We start from the raw sequence: 19,363 nt of genomic DNA on the forward strand, positions 1-19,363 counted from the left end.
GGCCGTCCGCTGGAATTGTATGCGGTTTTCTCGCCTGAAAACTCGTTATCTTTGTGTACGGACTTGCATTTGCGCAGGTAAAAGGGTCGCACGGATTTTGTGTTGTATGCGAGAACCGCATACGACTTCGGGTCGAGCCCAAAACCGCATACAACTTCGGGCCGGACTCCGGATCCGGGGAACGCACCGGGGAACACGTCGGGAAACGGCCCGCAAAAGGAAAGCAGGTCGAAGAGGAAACGACCCCTCCGACCTGCGACTCTGCATGGAGCCAGCTATCAGACTCGAACTGATGACCCCCGCTTTACGAGAGCGGTGCTCTACCAACTGAGCTAAGCTGGCAACCCTATGGCTGCCTTGCAGCAGATAGATACTACACGGAACCCCTCGACCTTTTCAAGCGCGAATCCGGCATTCGCGAATCCGGCCGTGCGCTGGACGCGCGGCCCAACCCACACGCGCCTGCCTGGGCCGCGCCCTACAGCAGGTGCAGCACGCCACGCACCAGGCGCTCGAAGTCGTCGGCGTGCCTCTCCGCCGCCTCGAGCACGCTCTGGTGGGACATCTTGGGGTCGCCGCTCTCATTGGACGCAAGGGTCATGCCCAGGACGTTCATGCCGAGCGCATGGGCCAGGATCACCTCGAGCGCCGTGGAGAAGCCGGTGTACGAGACGCCCATCCCCCGCAGCATGGCCACCTCGGCCGGGGTCTCGAAGCAGGGTCCCATGACGCCGGCGAAGACGCCCTCCTCCACGGTGATGCCCAGGTCGTCCGCCACGCCGCGGGCGAGCGTGCGCAGGTAGGGGGTGTAGGCGTCGGTCATGCCCACGAAGGGGGTCTCGACGTCGCGCAGGTTGGAGCCCGCCAGGGGGTTCTGTCCCGTGAGATTGACCTGGTCGGTCAGGATACCCAGGCCCACGTGGGCGTTGCCGGGCACGGCCCCCGTCGCGCAGGCGAAGAAGACGTCGCGGCAGCCCAGGTGATGGGCGTGTCGCACCAGCGCGGTGACCTCCTCGGCGCTGTAGCCCTGGTACAGGTGGATGCGTCCGGGATACACGACCACGGGCACCCCGTCTATGGTGCCGATGGTGGCCTCGAAGCTGTGCCCCCTCACGGGCCGGGCGTCCCTGGGGAAGCCCTCGATGTCGTGGTAGTCGATCCTGCGCACGGGCTTCACCAGCGCGGCGAGGTGGCCCAGGCCGGTGCCCAGGACGATCGCGACGGGATGCTCCACGGAGGGCTTGCAGCTCTCCACAATGTCCTCGCTAACCACGCAGACTCCCTCCCTCCGGAGGAGACGGGCAAACACGCCGTCGCCCTCGACCAACGTATGGGTGTGGGTTCCATCGTAGATTACGCCGGAGCCGCAGGAGGGGCTCTTTGCCTTCAGGATGGCGAGCGGCGGCAAACCCCCGCAGGCGTCCGAGGCCTGCGACCCGGCCTCGCGCGCGGCGGCGAGGCTGGCGGCGGCCCCGCGCCCGAACTCCTCCGTCACGTCGGTGCCGTCCGAGAGGAGCACGCGCTCCCCCCTGCGCTCTGCGGGCGGGCGCGGCACGGGGAGCCCCGCCGCGAGCTCGGGGCACACGCCGACGGGCTCGACCCCCGGCTTGGCGCAGAGCTCGCACACGGCGGCGCAGGGCTTGGACCCTCCGTCGAAGCGGCAGCTCACGCCCCTCAGGCACTCGCTCACGACCACGCGCATGTGGGCCCCTCTCGCCTGGAAGGGACGGGCGGGACCCGAAGGCCCCGCCCGCCAGTGGAAGTCGATGTAGACCGCACGTCCCCCGCACCTGCGCCGGGCGTGCGTCCGTCCCTACGCGTTGAGCGCGGAGATGCTGATGGTCGCCTTGCTGAGCAGGCCGTTCACGAAGTCGGTCCACTGGGTGGCGGCCGCAGAGGCTGCGGTGGAGTACTTCTGGTAGGCCACGTAGTAGGCTGCCTGGGCGGCCTCGTAGGTGGCGGAGTCGTTGGTCACGGTGTAGTCGGCGAGCGCGGTGGCATAGTCACCGTCGGAGGACTTCCAGGCGTTTGCGGAGCTGTCCCACTCGTCGCCGGCGAGGCCGATGATGTACTGGGCGTAGGCCTCGGTGGCCTCGTCCTCCTTGCCCGACTCGGGCTTTTCGGGGGCGGTGGGCTGGGTGCCCGCATCGGTAGTCACGACCTGGCTGCGGAGCTTGGCGAGGGCAGCGGACTGCGAGACCATCTTCTTCACGGTGTCGGCGTCCATGCCGTAGCTCGACGCGACGCTGTCGTAGTCGGTGGTGCCGATGTACTGCGTGGCGAAGGCGTCGCGGTCCTCGTCGCTGACCTCGATGTTGCGGCTCTCTACCTCATCCTCGAGGATCTGCGAGCGCGCGGCAGCCAGGACCTTGTCGGCGGTGGGCAGCGCGTAGCTGCCGTCGTCCTTCTTGGAGGAGTCGAGCGAGGACTGCGACGTGATGACGTCACGGGCGCTCAGGCTGTGGCTCTTGCCGTTGTAGACGTACGTCGCGATGGTGGTGTCCAGCTCGGACTCCTGGAGGGTCGTCTTGCCCAGGGCGCTCCCCGAGCCCCCGCCCAGCAGGAACCTGCCCACCAGGATGCCCAGGACGGCGCAGACCACGGCGATGCCGATCCAGGCGGGCGCGCCGAGCCTCGCCAGCGCCGCGGCGGGACCTGCATGCCCCTCCGCGGCACCCGACGCGACCTTGGCGTCCTTGGCGTCCTTGGCGTCCTTGGCGTTCTTGCCCTGCGTCTCGACGTCCTTCTCCTCGTTCTTGTTCGCCATACGCGAACCTCCTTGAATCCTGCGGCCGCCCTCGGGGCTGCCGTCCGTTTGCACGTCGCCCGACGCCGCCTACCTGGCCAGCGCCGCCGCGATCTGCTCCGAGAAGCTCCTGATGTAGCCCCTGCCGTTCTCCGCGTCGAAGCCCACGCGGGCGGCGAGCGCGTGGCTGGTGGCCTCCGAGAGCTCGCCGTGCGCGAAGTCCAGGAGGCAGGCCAGCATGTCACGGTACTCGGGGTCGCCGTGGTAGCACTGCACCGCCTCGTCCAGGAGCGGCCACGCCTCGTCGGACATGCGCGCGCCGGTGGCCCCGAGGCGCGCGAGGAAGCGGAAGGCCGCAAGACGTACGGTAGCCGAACCCTCGTCGAAGAGGGACGACTCCGCCCCCTCGAAGGCGTCCGTCACCGCATTGGCATCTACCTGCACCATCTCTGAGAGTGCCGAGAGCACCTCCCAGCGCGTCTGCGCCTCGGGACGCCCAAGAGCCTCGATGAGCTTGCCCACATGGGGTGTCAGGCGCTCGGGGCTCACCCTGGCAATGGACTCGATGTCGTGGGCCGCGTCCTGTCGGCTGCGACGGCTCGCCGCCGACAGCTGGTCGACGAGAACCGCCAGGGCCGCCGCAGCCTTCTCTTCCTCAGTGGATTCGGACATGCGCACTTCCCTTCTGCTACTCGGCAAAGCCGTCCACCATGACGGTGCCGCTCTTCGTATCCTGGTGAATCTCGATGAACCCCAGCTTGGAGGCCTCGCGCAGGAGGTTGCTGAACGAACGGTAGCCGTAACTGCGCTCGCTGAACTGGGGGCGCTTGCGCTTCATGGTGTCCTTGAGGCGCGAGGCGAGGACAGCGCTGTCGCTCTCGCCCTGGAGGGCGTCGATGGTCTCGAAGAGGAGCTGGTAGGCCTCGTGCTTCTCCTTGGGGACCTTCTGCGAGTAGTCGGGGACGCCTCCCTGGCTCACGATGTCCTCGTAGAAGATGAACTCGTCGCAGACCTCGGCCAGGAGGCTGCTCGTGGACTCCTTCATGCCCACGCCGATCACCGTCTTGCCGAACTCCTTGAGCTTCGAGACCAGGGGCGAGAAGTCGGAGTCGCCCGAGAGGATGGCAAAGGTGTCGATGTGGTCCTTGGTGAGGCACATCTCGACCGCGTCCACGGCCAGACGGATGTCCGCCGAGTTCTTGCCGGTGTAGGCGCGGTCGGGGATCTCTATGAGCTCGATGCCCAGCTCGTGCAGGGGCGTGATGGCGTCGTCGAAGCGCTGCCAGTCGCAGTAGGCGCGCTTGGCCGTGATGCGGCCCTTGTCCACCAGGCGCTCGAGGATGCGCTTGACGTCGGGACGGGGGCCGGGATCCTGGTGGCCGTTGCGACGCCTCTTGCCCGTGCCAAGGGCAAGGTTCTCGTAGTCGATGAGGACCGCCATCGACCTCTGGGTCAGTTCGTTCATGTGGGGGACCTGTTCCTTTCTGCGCGATGCGGGCAGGTCTTGGGCCCGGCACGCGTGCGTGTTGGCACTAGGGGTGGGAATGCTACGCCGTCGAACGGCGCGACCCGGCCCCAACTGCCCTTTTATACCCAAAAGTCAGGCGAGAGTAACCCGGAGCGTGGCTGGCGCCCCGTCCCAGTCGCGGGCAGGGCCTTCTCCCGGACTCCCCTACTCGTGGTGATGGTGCCCGTGGCCGTCGCCGTGACCGCAGCCGCACTCCCCGTCGCCATGGTCGTGGCCGCAGGAGCACCCGACGTCCTCGCAGTCGCAGCCGTCCTCGTCGTGGGCGGGCTGCGCCCGGGACCAGTCGAGGCCCGCCGCCGCGCCCGCCTCCTCCTCGGCATAGAGGAGCGAGAGCGCCTGGGTGCCCAGACGCGAGCCGTCCACCTGGCAGAGGAGGTCGAAGAGGTTGAAGGCGGTGTCGGTCGAGGGAAGCGAGATGCCCATCTGCTCGGCCTCGTAGAGGGACAGCCTGAGGTCCTTGAGCAGGTGCTCGGCCATGAAGCCGGGCTTCCAGTCGCCCGCGAGGGCCTTGGGCGCCAGCATGTCCATGGCAACCGAGCCGCCCATGCCCGAGCCCACGGCCTCCAGCATGGTCCGCTCGTCCAGGCCTGCCGCCTCGGCGAGGGCCATGGCCTCGGCATAGCCCATCATGCAGGACGCGAGCGAGACCTGGTTGCAGTGCTTCGCCGTCTGGCCCATGCCGGCCCGGCCGAAGTAGAAGACCTTGTCAGAGAAGCACTGGAGGAGCGGCAGCACGGGAGCCGCGGTCCCCTCGTCCGCGCCCACGAAGAGCGTGAGCGTGCCGGCCTCGGCCCCCGCCTGGCCTCCCGTGACGGGGCAGTCGAAGGCGTGCTTGTCCTCGACCTCGGAGGCGTCGTGGATGTCGCGGGCGAGCTCGGCCGCGCTGGTGCTGAGGTCGATCAGGTAGGCGCCCTTCCTGCTGGCGCGGATGATGCCGTCGCTTGCCAGGTAGACGTCCTCCACGTCGGAGGGATAGCCCACCATGGTCAGGACCACGTCGGCGTCCCTTGCGGCCTCGGCGGGGCTCGAAGCCCAGTGGGCGCCCCTCTCAACCAGCGCCCTCGCCTTCTCGGGCGTGCGGTTGTGGACGGTGAGGTCAAAGCCCGCGTCCAGGACGTGCCCCGCGATGGGAGCCCCCATGATGCCGGTGCCGATGAGGGCGACCCTCTTGATCTTGTTCGTCATGCGTTCGTGCCTTTCTGGCATGGGCATGCCACCAGGCACCTCGGGCACCCGGTGGCATGCGAACCCTGCGATCGTGCGCTAGCCCTCCTCGGGGCCGCGCGCACCCTTCTTCACCTTGCGGGCGATGCGGTCGGTGAGGGAGATCTTTTCCCTCCGGTCCTTGCCCCAGAAGACCAGCGCCACCATGCCGGGCCCCACGTGCGCGCCCAAGATGGGCGACACCGTGCTGTGGATGATGGTCAGGTCCTCGCAGCCCTTCTCCTTGCGAATCTGGGCCTCGAGCCAGTCGGCGTCCTTCTGGGCGTCGGTCGACACGATGCCCACCGGGAGCGACGTGTCGTGGGCGTAGTTCTCCCTGAAGTCCTGGACTATGGCGCGCAGGGCCTTCTTGCGGCCGCGGCACATGCCGCGCAGGGAGAGGGCGCCGTTGAGGTCGTACGAGAGCTCCGGCTTGATGTCCAGCTTGCCACCCACGTTGGCCGCCGCGGGCGGGATGCGCCCACCTGCGGCAAGCGTGTCGAAGCTGTCCAGCGTGAAGTAGCCATGGATGAAGTAGCGCGCGTCCCGGGCCCACTCGTAGAGCTCCTCCGCCGTGAGGCCCAGGGACGCCTGGCGCACCACCTCGATGGCCAGAAGCTGGCCTGCCGCGGAGTCGCAGCGCCTGTCCAGCACGTAGAGCTCGAAGTCGGGATACCTCTCGCGGATCATCTGAGCCGCCTGGCGGGCGGAGTCGATGGAGCTCGAGAGCCCGGCCGGAAGCCCCATGTAGATGGTGGGCAGCCCCTCCTGTGCGGCGCGCTCGAAGACCTCGAAGTAGCGTCCCGGCGTGACCGCCGCAGTGTGGAAGCGCGCGTCCGGGTTCTTGCGCATGTGCTCGTAGAACTCGTGCGGGTCCTGCTCCTGCCAGCGGTCGTCCTGGTGCTCGACGCCGTCGGCGTCCACGTAGCTGAAGGGGATCACCTCGACGCCCAGCCGCTCGGCGACGCCGGTGGCGAAGTCCGCGGTGGAGTCCATGATGATCTTGACGTTGCGCTTCTGATGGTAGGCCCTGCCCACGTTCCTCACGTCGGCCGGCGCCTCCGCCGTCTTCCCGTCCTTGGGTGAGCTCTGATCGCCCTGGCTCATGCGAACCTCGCTATGCCTCGCCGTCTTCGGTCTCGATCTTCGGCTTGATGATGCCGTACCCACCATTATGGCGGTGGTAGATGACGTTCACGAGGCCGGTCGTGGCATTCTCGAAAACATAGAAGTCGTGGCCCAGGAGGTCAGTCTGGACGAGCGCCTCCTCCTCGGTCATGGGCGTGAGGTCGACGTACTTCTCGCGCACCAGCTGGTCGTCGAGCTCCTCCCCCTCGATGAGGTCGTCCAGGTCGCCCAGGGGCGCACCCTCGCGGATGGTCTGCTGCGAGCGCTGCTTGCGGTCGATGACGCGCGTCTTGTACTTGCGCAGCTGGCGGGTGACCTTGTCCGCCGCGTCGTCGATGGCGGCGTACATGTCCTGGTTGCTGGCCTCCACGCGCACCACGTTGTCACGGACGAACACCGTGATCTCGCAGGTGCGGCGGTCGGGGTTGGAGGGGTTCTTGTCGACGCGCAGGACCACGTCGCAGCTCATCGGCTGGATGTCAAACACCTTGAGGGACTCGCCCACCTTGTCAAGAACGTGGTCGCGCATGCCATCAGAAACGGAGACCTTGCGTCCCGAGATCTTGATGTCGACCATCAGTACCTCCTCGCTTCGCGTGACTTGCGTGGGCCCTCTCCGAGAGCCCACCGTGACTCATAGATACCCCAGGAGGGGGCTCTTTGGCAGTCGCTTTCGCCAAGCGGCGGGCGCAGGCCGCGACGCCTGCGGCATCCGTCCCTACACGCTGGCCGCGTTGGAGCCGGCCTCGGCGGGAGCGGCCTCCTCGGCCGGCTCCTCCTGGACGGGGGCGGGGACGTCCCTCACCTGGCTGGTGTCACCCAGCTGGGGCATGCCGCCCAGCCAGCGCGAGCGGATGCCGTCCTCGATGCCGTTGGACTGCAGCGTGTCGAGGGCGGACTTGATGCCGCCCTGCAGCTCCGTGTTGGTGGGGAGCACGCCGATCCCCTGTGTGACGGGCGCGTCCAGCGTGCCCGCGAAGGCGATGTCCTTGCAGCCCATGGAGAGGAAGGCTCCCGAATAGGCGTCGCAGAGCACGTAGTCGACGCCTCCCGCGTCGAGCGCGGCAAAGGCCTCGTTGAGGTTGGCGAAGGTCTTCTCCTCCATCACCAGGCCCGTCGAGCGGAGCGCCTTCTGCGACACGGAGCCGTTCTGCAGGCCCACCGTCTTGGACGAGAGGTCCTCGACCTTTGCCACGCCCGTCTGGCCCTTGTGGAAGAAGGCCGTGGCGGATTGCGCGTAACCGCCCACCGCGGCTGCGGAGCTCGAGTCGCCGGCACGGGTGTCCATGACCACGTCGCAGCTCTTGCCCAAGGCACCGCTCGCGCTGGGGACGCTCACGAAGCTCACCTTGAGACCGAGCTCGTCGGCTACGGCGGAGGCGAGGTCGACGTCAAGCCCGACGAACTCCCCGCCCTCGAGTTGCGCACAGAAGGGGATGCCCACCGACGAGGACTTGAGGCCCACGGTGAGGGTGCCGGGCGTCACGAGCGCCGCGTCCGAGACCTGGGGCGACTTGGTGGCCCGGGCGGCGAGCGCCTCCTCCACGCCGGTCTTCGCCAAGGGGTCGGGAATGCCCTGGGCGAGCCCCGCCAGGCGGTCGGGCACGGAGGCGAGCTGAGACACGTCAGGCGCGTCGCAGCCCCCCAGGGCAAGCGAGAGAAGCAGCCCGGCCATAATTGGAGCGACCACCTTTGACGTCTGGGACCTCATCTTGCACCTCTCGCCTTCTTCGAGCCCCTGCCTGAACTTGCCGACGCACGCTGCCGAGACCTCGTCCCTTGTCCCGGTCCTGGTGACGCAGCTCCGCCTTACCCAGCTGACCTGGTATTTGACCCCACACTCGCGCACTGGGGCTTTTGCCGTGACCGCCGCGGCGGCCCTGACTGGAGGCCCTCTCGCCCGCGAGGCCGTATGCCTCTGAGTATGACGGGCGGTGCGACTTACCTCTAGGACGAGCCATGCTCGCCCGGACGCGCACGCCCGGACTTACGTGGATCCCTTTGGCCTCGTCTGCCATGGACTAGGGCGCTGGCGCCCGCAACCACAGACCTGGGTAAGGCTTCGCACAGTATACCAGCATGTTTGCCCGCTTAAGGCCAGCTGGGCGACGGTTCAGCTGGCGGACGGGGATGCGCCGCCAGCGTGACGGGCGGGCGGGGCCTGACGGCCTTCCGCCCCATCGGGCGGCGCGTCGGGCGTCGCTACGTCGGACGCGACGGCGCTGACGCCCCTCACCAGACGCGGGCGACGGAGCAGGCGGTGACGCTCCTCGCGCCCCGCCCGAGGAGGGCCCGGGCGCACTCGCGCACGCTCGCCCCCGTGGTGATCACGTCGTCGGCGAGCAGGAACGAGAGGCCGTCCACCCTCTCCAGCACGTCAATGCTCCCCGCCAGGTTGGAGGCGCGCGCCTCTCGCCCGAGGCCTCTCTGGTCGCTTGACGAGCTGCGGCTGAGGACGTCAGCCAGCGGAAGCCCCAGCTGCGCCGCAAGCGAGCGCGACACCAGCTCCATGTGGTCGAAGCCGCGCCGGAGGTAGGCCTGCGGCGTGGCGGGGACGAAGCAGACGGCGTCCAGGTCGGCGCGGTCGAAGCGGGGACGTCCGTCCGCCGCGGGCCAGGACGCGGCCTCGTCGAGCGAGCAGAGCATGAGCGCCGCGAGCACGGGGGCAAGCCGCAGCTCGTGGGCGTCCTTGAGGCCCGTGATGAGACGAGAGGCGACGCCGCCAAAGGGCAGCGAGCTCACGCAGGCGCGGGTCTCCCACGCCTCGTCGCACTCGGTGCAGGTCATGAAGCCATGGGGCGCCCCGCAGTTGGGGCAGGCCCAGGCCTGATCGACCCAGGGAAGGGACGCCCGGCAGTCGGGACAGAGGAGCTCTCCGCCCAGGTCGCAGCCCAGGCAGCGGGTGGGCCAGAGGAGCTCCTGGGCGCCCTCCGCAAGGACGTGCGCGGCATAGGAGAGGAGCGGGCCATCGGCCCTGACGGTCGGGATGACGTGCGGGAGGCGGTCGATGCGCATGGCAAGCCTTACGCCGGGGCGCACGAGGGGTCGTTGGCTTGTGGGGCGATGGTAGCACGCCTGGGATGGGACGCGGGTGCGGAGGGTGCCGCCCTCCGTCAGGCGCGGTACCGCGCGGATGGCACGAGGAGCCCGAAGGCGTTGCGGAGCATCGCTTCGTAGCTGCGGGCGCGCGGGGCGACGCCGGCCTCCTCGCGCACGCGGGCCACGCAGTCGGCGCTGAAGGCGACCATCGCAGGTTCGCAGCGAAGGCCGCGCAGGGGGACCGGTGCCATGTAGGGGGCGTCCGTCTCGCTGAGCAGGAGCCCCTCGGGACAGGACGTCGCGGCGGTGCGGATGTCGTCCGAGCGGCCGAAGGTCACCGCCCCGCCGAAGGCGACGTGGCAGCCCAGCTCCACGAAGGGAGCCATGACCTCGGGACCCTGCGTGAAGCAGTGGAGGTCGCAGCCAGCGGCGGGAAGGCCGCGCTCGGCCAGGACGCGTGCGGCGAGCTCGTGGGCGAGCGTGTCCTGGGCACCGTCCCGGATGTGGAGCTCCACGGGCAGCTCGCGCTCGCGGGCAAGTTCGAGCTGGAGGCGGAAGGCGCGCTCCTGGACGTCGACGGGCAGCTCGTTGTAGGGACCAAGGTCGAGGCCGATCTCTCCCACGCCCACGGCACGCGGGCTCGCAAGGAGCTCGTCCAGGCGCGCGAGGGCCGCGCCGTCCAGCTCCGCCGCGCCATAGGGATGTGCCCCGGCGACGATGCGCAGGTTGTCGAGGAGGGACGGGAGCCCCTCGTAGCCCAAGGCGCCGGGCGGCAGGATGCCGCGCGCCGCGCAGGCGTCGAGCAGCTCGCGCGCCTCGTCCACCTGGGCGTCGATCCAGCCCAGCAGCTCGCCGGCACTCCCCCACCTGCGGGGGATCTCGTCCACCGGGTCGACGGGAACCACGAGCAGGCGCAGGCCCGCAAGCGCGGCCCGCACGAGGACGGCAGGCGCGTCATGGCCGAGGAAGCCGGTCAGGTGTCCGTGGCTGTCCGCGAGGGGCGCGGGCGCGGAGGGAAGTGCCACGGGACGGCCCTTCTTGTCGTGGAAGAGGGCCCCGTCCTCGTCGACGCCCAGCCTCTGGAGCAACTCGTCTACCGCCATGCGCGTGTCTCTCTCTTGTGGTCGTTCACGGTCGTTGCGGCCGTCCGCAAGGTGCTCGGCCACCTATGCGAAAGACAGCATTCTGTGCGAAATGCTGTCGAATTTGACGTTTTCCCAGTTGAGGTGAGAAAAAGTCAGCAAATCTCACAGAATGCCGTCTCGGCGTTGCCACCGCAGCATCGCCAGAGCCGTGGAGCCTGCCGCTGCGACCCCCAACGCTACCAGCCCAGCGCCTCCGCCAGGCGCACGAAGTCGGCGGTCGCAAGCCGCTCCGCGCGTGTGGTGGGGGCGGTGCCCGTGGCGGAGAAGGCGGCGTCCAGGCGCTCCCGGTCGAAGCCCGAGGCGCCCATGGAGTTGCGTATGGTCTTCCGACGCTGCGCGAAGGCGGCGTCAATCACGCCCGCGCACGCCGCGACGTGCTCGGGCGAGAGAGGCGTGCCGTCCGGCCCCAGGCAGGGACGGCGGTCGATGCGCACGACGGCGCTCTGGACGTGGGGCGGCGGCATGAAGTTGCCGGGACCCACCTCGAAGCGCCCCGTGACCTGGGCATAGAGTCCCAGCTTGGCCGTGTACGCCCCGTAGTCCCTGCCGCCCGGCGTGGCCGCGATGCGGTCGGCGACCTCGGCCTGGACCATCACGACCTCGCGGCGGACGCGGGGCATGTGCTCGAGCGTGCGCAGGATCACGGTGGCCGCGACCTGGTAAGGCAGGTTGCTCACCAGGAGGCGCGGCTCGGGGTCGATGCCCGCAAGGCCAAGCGCGGCGACGGCGGACGAGAGGCCCTCCGCGTCCACGCGCAGGGCGTCCCCCATCACCAGGGCGAAGCGCTCGGAGTCCCTCTCGCAGGTCTGGGCGAGCACGGGCTCGAGCGCGCGGTCGGCCTCGACCGAGACCACGGCCCCCGCCTGCCGCAGGAGCGCCACGGTGAGCGTCCCGATGCCGGGTCCGACCTCGAAGACGACGTCATCGGGACCCAGCTCGGCAAGCTCGAGGATCCTCGCGATGACCCCGTCGCTCACCAGGAAGTTCTGTCCCAGGCGATGCTTGGCGAAGAGGCCGAAGGCGTCCAGGACCTCGCGGGTCGAGCGGGGATTGGCCAGCCAGGAGCTGGGCGTGGGATCAGGCACGGCACCAGGCGTCGCGCGGCACGACCCGGCCGCCTGGCTCGAACAGGAACCGCTGTCGCACGGCACGACCGCCCGGCCCGCGTCGGGCGCGCCTCCGTCCGGCAAGGCGCCACCGGAAAGGCCGACGCCCCTCTCGCCTGGCTCGATGCCCACGTCGCCCCCCTACTTCTTCGCGGCGAGGCGCGGGAAGAGGGCGTCGCCCTTGGTTACCTCGACGCCACCGACGAGCCCTCCCCAGGCGCAGGCGGCCGCGAGGTCGTCGCAGGAGGCCTCGTCTCCCAGCGCCATGCGACGCAGGACCTCGGCCGAGGTCTGGGGCATGAAGGGCGCCAGCAGGTGGGCGCAGATTCGGATGGACTCGAGAAGGTTGGTGATGATGTCGGCGAGCTCCTGGGCGCGGGCGGGGTCCTTCGCAACCGTCCAGGGGGCGGAATCCTCGACGTAGTGGTTGGCGGCGTGGACGAGCTCCATCACGACGTCCTTGGCCCCCACGTAGTCCAGGCGGTCCATGCGCTCGGAGTAGCGCCCCTCGATGCCCAGGGCGATGTCGCGCAGGGGGTTCTGGCGCTCGGCCCAGCCGTCAGCGAGCTCCGGCGTCCTGCCGTCGAAGTACTTGGCACTCATGTTGAGCGCGCGGCTCACCAGGTTGCCCCAGCTGTTGGCCAGGTCGGCGTTGTAGACCTGCTCCATGCGGCTGAAGCTGATGGCGCCGTCCTCGCCGGGGTTCACGTCGGTCATGAAGTAGTAGCGGTAGCCCTCCACGCCCAGCATGTCGATGACGTCCTGGGGCGCGATGGCGTTACCGCGGCTCTTGGACATCTTCTCTCCCTTGCCGGTCTCCTCGTTGCGCACCATGAGGAAGCCGTGGGCGAAGACGTGCTCGGGCAGGGCCTCGCCGATGGCCATGAGCATGGCGGGCCAGATGACGCAGTGGAAGCGGATGATGTCCTTGCCCACCACGTGGAACTGGGCGGGCCAGCGACGCGCCAGCTCGGCGGCCGCCTCGTCACCACCCTGGCCGTAGCCCACGGCGGTCATGTAGTTGAGGAGGGCGTCGAACCACACGTAGGTGACGTGCCTCTCGTCGAAGGGCAGGCGGATGCCCCAGTCGAAGCTCGTGCGGCTCACGGAGAGGTCCTGGAGCCCGCCCTCGACGAAGGTCCTCACCTCGCGCATGCGGAAGTCGGGCTCGACGAAGTCGGGATGCTCGTCGTACAGCCTGAGCAGGCGGTCCTGGAAGGCACTGAGCTTGAAGAACCAGGACTCCTCCTGGACGCGCTGCAGGGGACGGCCGCAGTCGGGGCAGAGGTGCTGGCCCTCGGTGTGGTTGGCCTCGTCGGACTTGCTCACCTGGGTCTCGGTGAAGTAGGTCTCCTCCGGCACGCAGTACCAGCCGTCGTAGGAGCCCTTGTAGATGTAGCCAGACTCGCGCATGCGCTCCCACAGGTACTGCACGGCCTTGACCTGGCGCGGCTCGGTGGTGCGGATGAAGTCGTCGTTGGAGATCTCGAGGGTCTTCCACAGTCCCTCGAAGAGGGGGGCCTGGGAGTCGCACCACTCCTGGGGGCTCACGCCGTGCTCGGACGCCGCCTCCTCGACCTTCTGACCGTGCTCGTCCATGCCCGTGAGGAACTTCACGTCATAGCCCTTTGAGCGGCGATAGCGCGCCTGGACGTCGCAGAGGACAGTGGAGTATGCGGTGCCCAGGTGGGGAGCGGCGTTGACGTAGTAGATGGGCGTGGTGATGAAGAAGGACGGCTTGTCCATGCGATCTCTCCTGACGACGGTCCTGATGGCGGACGCCCATCTCGGTGGCGAATGCCAAAATGAGCAACTAGGCATTGTACATCAGGCGAGAGGGGCGCCCTTCGCGGCCGGGCGCGACGACCGGGTCGAGGCCCGGTGGCGGCCGGGACTAGGCGGCAGCAGCGGGACAACCGCGACAGCTGCCCCCCGACGGACAGGCGCGCGGCATACGGGCGCGACGGCCTCGCGGCCCACCTCCCTAGCGGCGCTTCAGCGAGTTGAAGAGACCGCGGGTGAGCTGACGCGTCGCCTCGCGGCCGAAGGTGCCCAGGATGGAGTTGGCGAAGCGACCCACCTGCTTGGCCATCTGCTCCTGCTTCCTCTGGGCCTCCCGCTCGGCGCGCGCCTGCTCCGCCACCTCGCGCTTTGCGGCGGCCTCCGCCTCGCGCTCGAGCTGCCTCTGCTGACGTTCCTGCTCCCTCTGTGCGGCCTGGGCGGCCTTCTCCTCCGCCTTCTGGCGCTCCCTCTCCGCCTTCTGCGCCTCCTTCTGTCGCTGGGCCTCGAACTCGGCCTTCTCCTTCTCGAAGGCGGCGCGCTCCGCGGCGAGCTTGGCATTGGCCTCTGCCTCCGCGTTCTGGCCCTCGATGGTCTCGTAGGCGCTCAGGCGGTCCACCGCGGTGCCGTACTTGTCCATCAGGTCGCCCTGACCGGCAAGGACGGACTGCATCACGTCGGCGTCCGCCGCGGCCATGCGGCACTGGGGGAAGAGCACCTTGGCGCGCTGCACCACGCTGGGCTTTCCCTCCTCGTCAAGGAGCGAGACCAGCGCCTCGCCGGTCCCCAGGTCCTGCAGGGCCTGGGCGGAGTCGAAGGCGGGGTTGGCGCGGAAGGAGTCCGCGGCGGCGCGCACGGCCTTCTGCTCCGCGGGGGTGTAGGCGCGCAGGCCGTGCTGGATGCGGTTGGAAAGCTGGGCCAGGACCTCGTCGGGAATGTCCGACGGGGACTGGGTGATGAAGTACACGCCCACGCCCTTGGAGCGGATGAGCTTCACGACCTGCACGATCTTGTCGCGCAGCCCCTTGGGCATGCCATCGAAGAGCAGGTGCGCCTCGTCGAAGAAGAAGACGAAGCGGGGCTTGTCGGGATCGCCCACCTCGGGCAGCCCCTCGAAGAGGGACGAGAGCATCCACAGCAGGAACATGGCATAGACCTGCGGACTTTGGATGAGGCGGGAGGCATTGAGCAGGTTGACGTAGCCGCGGCCGTCGGGCGCGCAGGCAAACCAGTCATCGAGCTCCAGGCTGGGCTCGCCGAAGAAGACGTCGCCTCCCTGGTCCTCGACGGCGATGAGCGAGCGCTGTATGGCGCCCACCGACTGGGCGGACACGTTGCCGTACGTCGACTGGTACTCCTTGGCGTGCTCCAGGACGTAGGCGAGCATCGCGCGCAGGTCCTTGAGGTCGATGAGGAGGAGGCCCTGGTCGTCGGCCACGCGGAAGACGATGTTGAGCACGCCCTCCTGCACGTCCGAGAGGCCCAGGAGGCGGCTGAGCAGGGTGGGGCCCATGTCAGAGACGGTGATGCGCACGGGGACGCCGTCGCCGCCGAGCATGTCCCAGACGCGCATGGGGCAGCCTTGGAAGGAGAACTCGTCCTCCTTGATGCCGAAGAAGTCCATGCGCTGGCGCAGGTTGTCAGAGATGGCACCGCCCTGGGCCATGCCCGTGACGTCACCCTTCACGTCTGCCATGAACACGGGGACGCCCGCGTTGGAGAAGCCCTCGGCCAGGACCTTGAGGGTCACCGTCTTGCCCGTGCCCGACGCGCCGGCGATGAGCCCGTGGCGGTTGGCCTGGTTGAGGAGCAGGCAGCAGGGCACGTCCCCCTGGGCGACCCAGATCTTGTCGTTCACGAGCATGGGCATCCTCCGATCGGTGCGGGCTGGTCATGGGCCAATTGTACGACGGGGGTGGGACGCGGGTCCGGCCGGGGTCGCTGGCGTAGCTGCGGCGGGTGGGATGGATGAGGCGTCTGGGCAGCCGCGACTCTCGCAAAAAACTTTGTTCGTGCGAGAAGAGCCCATCCCCAACTGGACAAACGTCGGCAATGCTCACATCTTTGCGGGGATGTGCGAACGGCGCGGCTGGGGGCACGGCTGGGGGGGGCACGAAACGGCCGCACCTCTCGCCTGGCCGCCCACCCGTCGCACCGAGTCGTTATTGCTCCAATCGATAACCAGGTGCCCCAAAAGCGACGTGCCACCATGTCTCTTGAGCTACCACAATGTGCAGTCGAGAAGAACCGTGCGCCTGCGCGGCAGGCCCGGGCGCAAAGACGAGGAGGCACGAGCGATGGCAATTCCGTATGACAAGAGGACCCCACACCGCTTCGACGTGGTGGGCAGCTTCCTGAGGCCGGCGGAGCTCCGCCAGGCACGTGCTGCCTTCGAGGAGGGCCACCTGGGGCAAGATGAGCTCACCCACATCGAGGACGCGGCGATCCGCGAGCTGGTGGCCAAGGAGCAGGCGGCGGGCCTCGGCACCATCACCGACGGGGAGTTCAGGCGCCTGACCTGGCACCTCGACTTCATGTGGGGCTTTGCGGGCATCGGCCACAGCAAGACCAAGGACGGCCTGCCCTTCCATGGCGAGGCAGCCAAGATCGACGACACCTACCTCACCGGCAGCCTCGCCTACAAGGGGCACCACCCCTTCGTGGACCACTTCCGCTTCGTGCAGGACCTGGAGGACGCCAACACGGTGTCCAAGCTCACCATCCCCGCGCCCGCCCAGTTCCTGGAGCAGCTGGCCATGCCCTTCGCGCTCCAGAACACCCGCCGCTACTACGCCGACGACCAGCGCCTCGAGGACGACCTCGTGGCCTGCTACCAGGCCTTCATCCAGGACGTATACGACGCCGGCTGCCGCAACCTCCAGTTCGACGACTGCTCGTGGGGCCTGTTGGTCGACCCCCACGCGGAGCAGTTCTTCGGCACCGACGCGACGGGAATCGAGCGCACCAAGGAGCGCTTCCTGCAGGTCAACAACCGCGTGCTGGACGCCCGCCCCGAGGGCCTCACCATCAACACCCATGTCTGCCGCGGCAACTTCCACTCCACCTGGGCCTGCGAGGGTGGTTACGACGACGTGGCGGGCACGCTCTTCGCCCGCGAGCACGTGGACAACTTCTTCCTGGAGTTCGACGACGACCGCTCCGGAGGCTTCGAGCCCCTGGCGCAGGTCGCAGATGGCAAGAAGGTCGTCCTGGGCCTCGTCACCACGAAGTCGGCGCAGCTCGAGGACCGCGGGCAGGTCGTGGCGCGCATCCACGAGGCGGAGCGCTACCTCTCGCTCGAAAGGCTCTGCCTGTCCCCGCAGTGCGGATTCGCCTCGTGCGAGATTGGCAACAAGCTGAGCGAGGAGCAGCAGTGGGCCAAGGTCGCCCTGGTGAGGAGCATCGCCGAGGAGGTCTGGGGCTAGGCGAGACCAACGACAGGGTCGCGCGGCACCTCGTCGACGCGGGCGAGAGAGGCGGGCTCCGCTATTGTTCGGCCGTCCTCAGCACCAGGTCGTAGACCTCGGAGCGGGGGCGACCGAACTCCTTGGCGAGCCGCTTGGCAAGGCCGCTCTTGGGCTCGTCGGCCGCAAGCGCCGCCGCGATGGCGTCCTCCAGCGTCGCCGACCCGGAGCCCGCCGCGTGAGCGCGCTCGAGGAGCTCGTCCTCGCTGGGGGCGCCTATGACCACCACGCACTCCCCCCTCAGGCCCTCGCGGTCGGCGACCTCCTCCGCGACCTGGGCAGCTGGCCCGCGCACGACCTCCTCGTGCAGCTTGGTGAGCTCGCGCACCAGCGCCACCTGCCGCGTCGGAAGGACCCGGGCCACCACGGCGAGCGTGGATGCAACGCGATGCGGCGACTCATACACCACGAGCGCGCCCGGCACCTGTGCCAAGGCCTCGAGACGCGCCGCCATGGCCCCCTCCCGCCGAGGCAGGAAGCCCTCGAAGAAGAAGTGCTCCATGGGAAGTCCCGAGGCCACCAGGGCACAGGTCACGGCAGAGGGACCGGGGATGACCTCGACGCGCAACCCACGGTCGAGCGCCGCGTCCACCAGCTGCTGGCCGGGGTCCGACACGCCGGGCATGCCCGCGTCGGACACGAAGGCCACGCGTTCGCCTCCCTCGACGCGCGTGAGGATGCCCTCGACGCGCTGGGCGAGGACGTTCTGGTCGGCCCTCTGCAGGGGGACGCGTATGCCAAAGTGGGCCAGGAGCTTGCTGGTCACGCGGGTGTCCTCGCAGAGCAGGAGGTCAGCCTCGGCCAGGGTGCGCACGACGCGCGGCGAGGCGTCCTCGAGGTTGCCGATGGGCATTCCCACGACGGAGAGAAGCCCCTCTCCCCCGCCCTCGCAGCCTGTCGTGCCCGCACTCGTGCCCGCACCTGCCCCCACGCCGGGACGCGCGCCCCTGGGCGATCGGTCAGTTGCCCGGTCGTTTGGTTGGCCACCCGACCGGCGGGACGGCCGCAAATCGAAATCCATCACACGAGCATCCTTCGCTCGAAGGTTGCCAGGGACACGCGGGCATCCCAGCCCGAGAGGCGACCCTCCGTCTTCCAGGTCTGGAAGAACCAGGCTGGGCAGCCCTTGAACGCCGCGATCTGCTCGGACACGAAGACGCGCTCTAGGGCGATTCGGCCTTCGGGCGTGGTAGCGGAGTCCGAGAAGGGCAGCGACCCCGACCACTTGCCCACCATGACGGGAAGCCCGCTCCTGCCCGCGAGCTCCAGCGCCTTCTGCGAGCTCAGGGCGAGCTTGCGGATGCCGGAGGGCCCGGCACTCTCCACCTTGTCGAAGTAGTGGTAGAGGTGGCAGTCGAGCCAGACGTTGTGGTAGCGGCGCGGGGCCATGAAGCGACTCCAGGCGCCGTGACGACCTGCGTCCGGCACGATCACGGCGACGTCGTCGCCCGCGTTCTGACGCACGGCCTCGTATGCCTCGCGGTAGTAGTTGCGCAGGGTGTGCAGGGGGACGCCGTCCGTGAGGCTGAGGCCATGGCGCTGCTGCGCCACCGGGTCGTCCGCCACCTCGATGCCGGCGAAGGCGACGCGCAGGGCATAGCGACGGGAGAGCGCGGCCACGACGCGCAGCATGTCGTCCTTGTAGCGCGAGAAGTCGCCCCGGTTGCGCAGCATGTCCGCCTCGGCGCTGGGCACGCCGGGAGAGATGGCCAGCGCGAGGACGATCTTGAGGTCAATCTCCTCCGCCCACTCGAAGGCCTTGTCCACGTAGTCGACGCACGAGACGAAGGGCCCCGGCTCGGGGCCGGCGTGCCCGAAGGCGTACCAGGGCACGGGCAGGCGCACGGCGTTGAAGCCGCGTGCGGCGATCTGGACGAAGTCGGCCTGCGACATGAAGCCCTCGCGGTGACGGAGCACCAGCTCCCGGTAGCGCTCGCGGCCGAGGGACGAGACGAGCCGCTCCTCCTCGAAGACACCAGAGTCGGCGAAGAGGGACGGCGTGACCCAGGGCTCGAGGACGAGCCAGCCGGTGAGGTTCACACCGTGTAGGGCACGCTCTGCCATGGGACGCTCCGATTCGCAGGTAAAGGGGGCAAAATCACTTGCTGGTCACTTGCTGGTTCGAGTATAGCCCGAGGATGGGACACATTTGCCAGCGTCGTAACCACCCACTTCTCGCCTGGCGCGCGAAAGGGGCGATGTGGGTCGTTGCAAGCGCCCCTCTC

Annotated in this window: 16 protein-coding genes and 1 tRNA gene; 1 reads left to right on the forward strand and 16 read right to left on the reverse strand. The window is 68.8% G+C overall.

Annotation, left to right across the window (positions count from 1 at the left end):
* Positions 1-266: 266 nt before the first annotated feature.
* From ACMPH2_RS00720 to ACMPH2_RS00785, 14 genes are all read right to left on the reverse strand, one after another.
* Positions 267-342, reverse strand: a tRNA-Thr gene (locus ACMPH2_RS00720).
* Positions 343-478: 136 nt separating this feature from the next.
* Positions 479-1,702 (reverse strand): purine-nucleoside phosphorylase, encoded by a 1,224-nt coding sequence (locus tag ACMPH2_RS00725; RefSeq protein WP_417118348.1) that lies wholly within the window; start codon positions 1,700-1,702, stop codon positions 479-481.
* Positions 1,703-1,813: 111 nt separating this feature from the next.
* Positions 1,814-2,767 carry a hypothetical protein gene (locus tag ACMPH2_RS00730; RefSeq protein WP_417118349.1) on the reverse strand — a complete coding sequence of 318 codons (954 nt, stop codon included), beginning with the start codon at positions 2,765-2,767 and terminating at the stop codon, positions 1,814-1,816.
* A 69-nt stretch (positions 2,768-2,836) separates the two neighbouring features.
* Positions 2,837-3,418 (reverse strand): hypothetical protein, encoded by a 582-nt coding sequence (locus ACMPH2_RS00735; RefSeq protein ID WP_009278564.1) that lies wholly within the window; start codon positions 3,416-3,418, stop codon positions 2,837-2,839.
* A gap of 16 nt (positions 3,419-3,434) precedes the next feature.
* Positions 3,435-4,211, reverse strand: a complete 777-nt coding sequence (locus ACMPH2_RS00740; protein WP_303132497.1) for an NYN domain-containing protein — start codon at positions 4,209-4,211, stop codon at positions 3,435-3,437.
* 207 nt (positions 4,212-4,418) lie between these two features.
* The gene (locus ACMPH2_RS00745; RefSeq protein WP_303132495.1) at positions 4,419-5,459 is read right to left on the reverse strand and encodes an NAD(P)-dependent oxidoreductase; all 1,041 of its coding nucleotides are present in this window, start codon (positions 5,457-5,459) and stop codon (positions 4,419-4,421) included.
* Between the two features lie 78 nt (positions 5,460-5,537).
* Entirely contained in the window at positions 5,538-6,584 is a 1,047-nt protein-coding gene (locus tag ACMPH2_RS00750; protein ID WP_009278561.1) for a DegV family protein, read from the reverse strand.
* A 10-nt stretch (positions 6,585-6,594) separates the two neighbouring features.
* Positions 6,595-7,182 (reverse strand): ribosome hibernation-promoting factor, HPF/YfiA family, encoded by a 588-nt coding sequence (gene hpf / locus ACMPH2_RS00755; protein WP_072500250.1) that lies wholly within the window; start codon positions 7,180-7,182, stop codon positions 6,595-6,597.
* Between the two features lie 141 nt (positions 7,183-7,323).
* Positions 7,324-8,316, reverse strand: a complete 993-nt coding sequence (locus tag ACMPH2_RS00760) for a substrate-binding periplasmic protein (RefSeq protein ID WP_303132494.1) — start codon at positions 8,314-8,316, stop codon at positions 7,324-7,326.
* Positions 8,317-8,837: 521 nt separating this feature from the next.
* Entirely contained in the window at positions 8,838-9,620 is a 783-nt protein-coding gene (locus ACMPH2_RS00765) for a ComF family protein (RefSeq protein ID WP_303132493.1), read from the reverse strand.
* A gap of 98 nt (positions 9,621-9,718) precedes the next feature.
* Positions 9,719-10,747, reverse strand: coding sequence for a TatD family hydrolase (locus ACMPH2_RS00770; RefSeq protein WP_303132491.1), 1,029 nt, complete (start codon positions 10,745-10,747; stop codon positions 9,719-9,721).
* 218 nt (positions 10,748-10,965) lie between these two features.
* Positions 10,966-12,027, reverse strand: a complete 1,062-nt coding sequence (rsmA, locus tag ACMPH2_RS00775; protein WP_303132490.1) for a 16S rRNA (adenine(1518)-N(6)/adenine(1519)-N(6))-dimethyltransferase RsmA — start codon at positions 12,025-12,027, stop codon at positions 10,966-10,968.
* A 9-nt stretch (positions 12,028-12,036) separates the two neighbouring features.
* Positions 12,037-13,641, reverse strand: coding sequence for a methionine--tRNA ligase (gene metG / locus ACMPH2_RS00780; protein WP_072500255.1), 1,605 nt, complete (start codon positions 13,639-13,641; stop codon positions 12,037-12,039).
* 238 nt (positions 13,642-13,879) lie between these two features.
* Positions 13,880-15,538, reverse strand: coding sequence for a helicase HerA-like domain-containing protein (locus tag ACMPH2_RS00785; RefSeq protein ID WP_303132489.1), 1,659 nt, complete (start codon positions 15,536-15,538; stop codon positions 13,880-13,882).
* Positions 15,539-15,971: 433 nt separating this feature from the next.
* Here ACMPH2_RS00785 and ACMPH2_RS00790 point away from each other — a divergent pair, with 433 nt between their 5' ends.
* Positions 15,972-17,099 (forward strand): 5-methyltetrahydropteroyltriglutamate--homocysteine S-methyltransferase, encoded by a 1,128-nt coding sequence (locus ACMPH2_RS00790; protein ID WP_303132487.1) that lies wholly within the window; start codon positions 15,972-15,974, stop codon positions 17,097-17,099.
* A gap of 61 nt (positions 17,100-17,160) precedes the next feature.
* On the opposite strand, the gene rsmI is transcribed toward ACMPH2_RS00790, so the two are convergent.
* Both rsmI and ACMPH2_RS00800 read right to left on the reverse strand, forming a co-directional pair.
* Positions 17,161-18,159 carry a 16S rRNA (cytidine(1402)-2'-O)-methyltransferase gene (gene rsmI, locus ACMPH2_RS00795; RefSeq protein ID WP_303132486.1) on the reverse strand — a complete coding sequence of 333 codons (999 nt, stop codon included), beginning with the start codon at positions 18,157-18,159 and terminating at the stop codon, positions 17,161-17,163.
* Positions 18,159-19,202, reverse strand: a complete 1,044-nt coding sequence (locus ACMPH2_RS00800) for a glycoside hydrolase family 5 protein (protein ID WP_009278551.1) — start codon at positions 19,200-19,202, stop codon at positions 18,159-18,161. The genes rsmI and ACMPH2_RS00800 overlap by 1 nt, the downstream gene beginning before the upstream one ends.
* Positions 19,203-19,363 lie beyond the last annotated feature (161 nt).

Source organism: Olsenella phocaeensis, from assembly GCF_048189965.1.
GTDB lineage: Bacteria > Actinomycetota > Coriobacteriia > Coriobacteriales > Atopobiaceae > Olsenella_I > Olsenella_I phocaeensis.

Coding starts and splice junctions, on each gene's coding strand:
- ACMPH2_RS00725 (WP_417118348.1), bottom strand. CDS start 1,702: ATGCGCGTGGTCGTGAGCGAGTGCCTGAGGGGCGTGAGCTGCCGCTTC.
- ACMPH2_RS00730 (WP_417118349.1), bottom strand. CDS start 2,767: ATGGCGAACAAGAACGAGGAGAAGGACGTCGAGACGCAGGGCAAGAAC.
- ACMPH2_RS00735 (WP_009278564.1), bottom strand. CDS start 3,418: ATGTCCGAATCCACTGAGGAAGAGAAGGCTGCGGCGGCCCTGGCGGTT.
- ACMPH2_RS00740 (WP_303132497.1), bottom strand. CDS start 4,211: ATGAACGAACTGACCCAGAGGTCGATGGCGGTCCTCATCGACTACGAG.
- ACMPH2_RS00745 (WP_303132495.1), bottom strand. CDS start 5,459: ATGACGAACAAGATCAAGAGGGTCGCCCTCATCGGCACCGGCATCATG.
- ACMPH2_RS00750 (WP_009278561.1), bottom strand. CDS start 6,584: ATGAGCCAGGGCGATCAGAGCTCACCCAAGGACGGGAAGACGGCGGAG.
- hpf (WP_072500250.1), bottom strand. CDS start 7,182: ATGGTCGACATCAAGATCTCGGGACGCAAGGTCTCCGTTTCTGATGGC.
- ACMPH2_RS00760 (WP_303132494.1), bottom strand. CDS start 8,316: ATGAGGTCCCAGACGTCAAAGGTGGTCGCTCCAATTATGGCCGGGCTG.
- ACMPH2_RS00765 (WP_303132493.1), bottom strand. CDS start 9,620: ATGCGCATCGACCGCCTCCCGCACGTCATCCCGACCGTCAGGGCCGAT.
- ACMPH2_RS00770 (WP_303132491.1), bottom strand. CDS start 10,747: ATGGCGGTAGACGAGTTGCTCCAGAGGCTGGGCGTCGACGAGGACGGG.
- metG (WP_072500255.1), bottom strand. CDS start 13,641: ATGGACAAGCCGTCCTTCTTCATCACCACGCCCATCTACTACGTCAAC.
- ACMPH2_RS00785 (WP_303132489.1), bottom strand. CDS start 15,538: ATGCTCGTGAACGACAAGATCTGGGTCGCCCAGGGGGACGTGCCCTGC.
- ACMPH2_RS00790 (WP_303132487.1), top strand. CDS start 15,972: ATGGCAATTCCGTATGACAAGAGGACCCCACACCGCTTCGACGTGGTG.
- rsmI (WP_303132486.1), bottom strand. CDS start 18,159: ATGGATTTCGATTTGCGGCCGTCCCGCCGGTCGGGTGGCCAACCAAAC.
- ACMPH2_RS00800 (WP_009278551.1), bottom strand. CDS start 19,202: ATGGCAGAGCGTGCCCTACACGGTGTGAACCTCACCGGCTGGCTCGTC.